Source organism: Pseudomonadota bacterium (assembly GCA_034660915.1).
Lineage (GTDB): Bacteria > Desulfobacterota > Anaeroferrophillalia > Anaeroferrophillales > Anaeroferrophillaceae > DQWO01.
Genome location: JAYEKE010000037.1, coordinates 1 through 5,165, shown reverse-complemented (window position 1 = coordinate 5,165; position 5,165 = coordinate 1). Strand labels below are relative to the sequence as shown.

The window sequence follows — 5,165 nt, the reverse complement described above, 5'->3', positions numbered from 1 at the left end:
ACGGGCGGACCTGTTTTTCTGGCGGGATAGTAACGGCAATGAAGTGGACGTCATCGCTGAACAACACGGCAGACTGATGCCCCTGGAAATCAAATCCGGTAAAACCCTGACCAAAGAATCAACTGCCGGTCTGAAAAAATGGCTTTCCCTGGCCAAAGACATCTACACCACTCCCACTCTCATCTATGGTGGCGATGAAAGCTACCGGCACAATGACATCCGGATCACCGGCTGGCAGGAAAGCGGTGCTATTTTTTAATCTGCCCAAAAAAGCCGGCGGTAAAATCGACCGCGAGAAATGCCTGAACACAGAATTGTGGGGACTGGACCTTAATTATTGATGGTTTCCCAATAATTAAGTATCCTGTCCCCATAATTCCCCATAATTCCTTACAGCAGTATCTTACAGCTTACACTCCATCCCTTCTTTTTATTGACATAACTGGCTGATTTTGCGATAAGTTCATCGTCCCATTTTCTAATAAACCATTGATATAAAAACAATAAAAATAAACAATCCCTTGTCAAAACTTTTCATCCTCATCCAGCTCACAATAATACTGTTTACCACCTTCCTCCTCCCCGCATGGGAAAAGAACGCCGGCGCCTATTGGCTTGATGAGGGAAGCTCAACAGTCACCACCATCAATGATTTAAGAAAATACGCCCCCCCAAGCAACAAAAAAGATCTCTTTACCGTCCAATTTTATGACAGCACCTCCGCAAAGCGGAACACGAATATCCCAACCCTGCTCCCCCATTCCGACTATTTCATTCCCGCCGACATAATAGACGCCAACCTGCCCATTTTCGGGCTTTTCAGTCACCCCGCCGAACCGGCCAAAGATCCCCTGGCCAACCTGCTCTATGCCAACCTTAAACTTAAAAAACTTCTGGAAGAATACGCCGCCATCCAGAAAAGCGCCATCGAACACCTTGGCCACCATACACCGGCAGCCGACCATTTTAAATCTTTCATGCCGCCACAAGAAACAACATCCCTCCAGGAAGATCAGCAACAAACCGCCCAGCAACCAAACAACACCCCGTCCTACAAACCATTTATTTCCTATTACAACAATTTCAAGAGGCTGGAAAAAAGAATATCCCTCAACCCGCGCCCGCTCATACTGGCAGCAGAGATCAACCGAGATAAACCTGAACAAACAAAAACACCGGCAGCCACATCAGGAATTCAGCAATACAAAAAAAACTCGTCTTCCATCAGAGCCAGCTGGCAGCTTCCGGGCTATAGCAGCCATTACTCTACTTATCGCAATGGGCGGCTGTCGCCGTCCGCACTCACCGAGCAAAACAGCCAGACTGACCCCCGGGGAAACAATTCCTGTAAGCAGGAAAGCCCACAGACGAAAAATGGAACTGAAAATAAAAACAACAAACTACAGCCTGACATCAACGATAATTTTACCAAATTTATCCTTTCTTTCCGGCAATACATTATAGATCACTGGATCGAAGCCGCTATTTTTGCGATTTTGATCATCTTCGCCCTGGACTTTATTTTAAAAATTATTCGCGCCCTTTTGGGCTTTTAACAAAAAAAGGAACCACGTGCTTTTAATTTTCAAACAATATATATTCCCGCTCCTGAAGCGCTCACAACTCCTGCTTCTGCTTCTACTCATCATAATTTCCGCCTGCAAAACGGAAAAAACCCCTCCGGAAGCGCGTTGGCTCCAGTCCGGCAATGCCCATTATGCCGACCATGAATATTCACTGGCCCTGCACGACTGGCAAAAAGCCATGGATATCCAGCCGGACAACCTGAAATTATACCGAAAAATCGGCCGACTCTACTTCAACCAGGCAGATTACCACCAGGCCCTGACAACCTATGGCAAACTTTTGCGGCGTCAACCAAAAGCCTGGGATGTCTGGCTGCAGGTTGCCAGAATCCAGCTCCAGCTCCTGGATATCAGGGCGGCCACGGAAAGCTATAAAAAATGCCGGGATAAACTAACAACCACCGAAAGTTTTATCTTTGCCGGTGACTTACTGGCCGCCAGGAGTGATTTTGCCGGCGCCGAGCATTACTACCAGCAGGCATTATCGCGGGAGGACAAAAGCCAGGTGGCCCTGGCCAGACTGGCGGTATGTCTCCTCGGCCAACATCAGAAAAATAAAGCCGAAGAAATTTTTCAGGAATTAGCCGGCCAGGCACCCACCGCGGCTGAAATACTTGTCCAGATGAGCCACTACGAACAGTTGAAAGACGATTACCCGCAGGCAGAATCATACCTCATCAAGGCAATCAGCCACGATGCCGAAAATATTCACCTGCGGATAAAACTGGCCGGATTTTATTTTGAAACCGGGAAACAGGAAGAAAGTATAAATGTCCTTGAAAAGATTCTCGAACAAGCACCCGAAAATCAGTATGCCAGGAAAATGCTGGCCGAAACCTTTCTGGCCGGGCGTCAATTCCACCAGGCAGAATCCCTGCTCAGTTCTCTCACTGCAACGGAAGAAAAAGAGATTGACTTAATGCTGCTCAAGGGCAAGGTGGCCCTTTTCAATGGCGAATACCACCGCGCGACCTCACTTTTCCAGGGAATACTGGAAAAAGAACCAACCATACCCAATGGCCATTACTTTCTTGCCCTTTCGTTCCTGGCACGCGGGATGGATAATCTCGGCCGGAAAAATCTCCGAAAAACCCTTGAATTAAGCCCCGGATTTTCCGAAGCCGAACTGACCCTGGCCGACTCGTATTACCAGGCCGGCGACTTCGAGCCGGCCATGATCCATGCCCGCAGAGTTGAAGAAATGGAGCCGGAAAATTTTCGCGCCCACTTAATCATGGGCAATCTTTATTTAGCCCAGAAAGATTTCAACCAGGCATCAACCAGCTATCGAACCGCACTGCTGCTCAACCTGAAAACACCCACGCCCATTTTCGGCCTGGCAAAGGCCGCGTTTGGCAGCGGCAACCAGGATGAAACCAGAAAACTGCTGCAGGATCTACAGCAGAACACGATGCCAACTGACGCCATGGAACTTTTTGTCCACAGCCTCATGAAAGAAAAAAAACACCACCAGGCGGTGGCATTCATCAAACGGAAAATACAAAAAAATCCGGAAAACCACTACCTATCCTCTATTCTGGGCGAAATCCAGCTACAGACCGGCAATAAAACGGCGGCTATTAAAACCTTCACCAGGATGCTTGATTCCGATTTTGCAACCAGAACTGCTTTTTTGAAACTTTTCATTCTCTATCAGCACGACCGTGAACAGCTGAAAAAAACCCTGCTGAAAGCCATCAGCAGGGTCCATGATTTTCCGGAAGCCAGGATAAGGCTGGCACAAATTTATGACCAAGAAGGCCAGACCAGCAAGGCCATTATCATCCTTCAGGAGGGGCTCACGATTACGCCGGAATCACCAGGCCTGGCCAACAACCTTGCCTGGCTCTATTGTGAACATCAGCCGGAAAAGATCAACGAGGCTTTACGGCTGGCCCAGCTGGCCTATGAATACCAGCCCGACAATCCGGCAGTCACCGATACCCTGGGCTGGATATACTTCAAAAAAGATATGCCGGACCGCGCGGAATGGATGCTGAAAAAAGCCCTGGAACTCGCACCCGACAATCCCGATATTCTCTCCCACTACAAAATCCTGCAAAAAAGCACTCACTCCACTCCCAAGCCGGTTGGCGGATCCGGCGGTATAATATCCGGCTGAGGGACTCCACCACCGGAATCAGCAATAAACTCCCCATCAAACCCCACATCATCCTGACCGCCAAGATGGATTTGCCCACCCACTGTACCGTCATCATGATAAAATTTGATTTCGTCAATCCAGATGGTAAAGGGACTGGGAACAGCCGGGCCGCCGGCTTCCGGGCCAAAGTGAAAATAAAACCGGCCGAAGCTGTCAAAATAATGGGAAATATCCGGCGGCACTGTGCTGCCGCTGTAATTGGCCTGATCCGGCTGGGTGGTTACAATATATTTTACCCAGCCATCGCCAACCTCTTCCATGGTTAACCGGTGGTAATAATGGTGAATGCCATAATCATCTTCCGATGTTGCCTGATATGTATCGCTCCAATCACCAGGATCATGAATATAGGTCCCCAACTGCCAGGTATCATAACGGAAGGGCAAGGTCTGAATCGGGAAACCCGCCGGAAAGCGGACATAAAAACTCATTCGATTGGCTCCGGCAGCTTCCGGCATATGGTCTGTAATCTTGTCGTTTGATCTGAAATATATCTGTGGATTATTCGAATCAAATGTGATCTTTAGAGATTTACTGGTATTATTGGCACCGATAGATGAGTCAATCGCAATGTCAGCACTGCTGCCGGCATCCAGAAACGCCCATCCACGACCATTCCCAGTCGAATCCTGGCCGCCGCCCGGCACCCAGAGAGACCCATCTTCAAAACTCTGCAGAGAAGTAAAAGTTACCTCGCCACCTGCATCCTGAGTGGTGGTGAAGGTAAAATCAGCACTTTCCGCAGAATTACTTGAACTGTCGGAACTTGTTACCCTGTAGTGATACGTAGTGCCTGGCTGCAACCCGGAAAGCGCAACCTGATGACTCGTAATCAGGGATGTTTGTGATTCTTGCTGACCATAGCCAATAGTTTCACCGTAAACAACCTGGCTGGTTGCCTGTTCGTCAGTCGTCCAGGTAATCGTGGCGGTTGTTATCGTAATATTATTTGCTCCAACATTACTAATAACCGGCGCGGTGGTATCCGGCGCGATGTATTCTTCTGTGGTAAAGGTAAAATCAGCACTTTCCGCAGAATTACTTGAACTGTCAGAACTTGTTACCCTGTAGTGGTACGTAGTGTTTGGCTGCAACCCGGAAAGTGCAACCTGATGGCTGGTCGTCAAGGCTGTTTGCGTTTGCTGCTGGCCATAATCAGCAATTTCACCGTAATCAACACGGCTGGTCGCCGATTCATTCGTTGTCCAGGTAATCGTGACTGAGGTCGTTGTAATATTATTTGCTCCAACATTACTGATAACCGGCGCGGTGGTATCCGGCGCAATGTATTCTTCTGTGGTAAAGGTAAAATCAGCACTTTCCGCAGAATTATTTGAACTGTCGGAACTTGTTACCCTGTAGTGATACGTAGTGCCTGGCTGCAACCCGGAAAGCGCAACCTGATGACTCGTAAT

General features: G+C 48.5%; 4 protein-coding genes. 3 read left to right on the top strand and 1 reads right to left on the bottom strand.

The annotated features are described in order from the left end of the window. From U9P07_02100 to U9P07_02090, 3 genes are all read left to right on the top strand, one after another. A partial coding sequence (locus tag U9P07_02100) for a DUF4143 domain-containing protein (protein MEA2108198.1) occupies nucleotides 1-259 on the top strand: 259 nt, incomplete at its 5' end. 262 nt (nucleotides 260-521) lie between these two features. Then, nucleotides 522-1,556, top strand: coding sequence for a hypothetical protein (locus U9P07_02095; protein ID MEA2108197.1), 1,035 nt, complete (start codon nucleotides 522-524; stop codon nucleotides 1,554-1,556). A gap of 16 nt (nucleotides 1,557-1,572) precedes the next feature. Continuing rightward, on the top strand, nucleotides 1,573-3,708 hold the full coding sequence (locus tag U9P07_02090) for a tetratricopeptide repeat protein (protein ID MEA2108196.1): 2,136 nt from the start codon (nucleotides 1,573-1,575) through the stop codon (nucleotides 3,706-3,708). Here U9P07_02090 and U9P07_02085 read toward each other — a convergent pair. Further along, the coding region (locus tag U9P07_02085) for a fibronectin type III domain-containing protein (GenBank protein ID MEA2108195.1) at nucleotides 3,657-5,165 on the bottom strand (1,509 nt) is incomplete at its 5' end. The two genes, U9P07_02090 and U9P07_02085, sit on opposite strands and share 52 nt — an antisense overlap.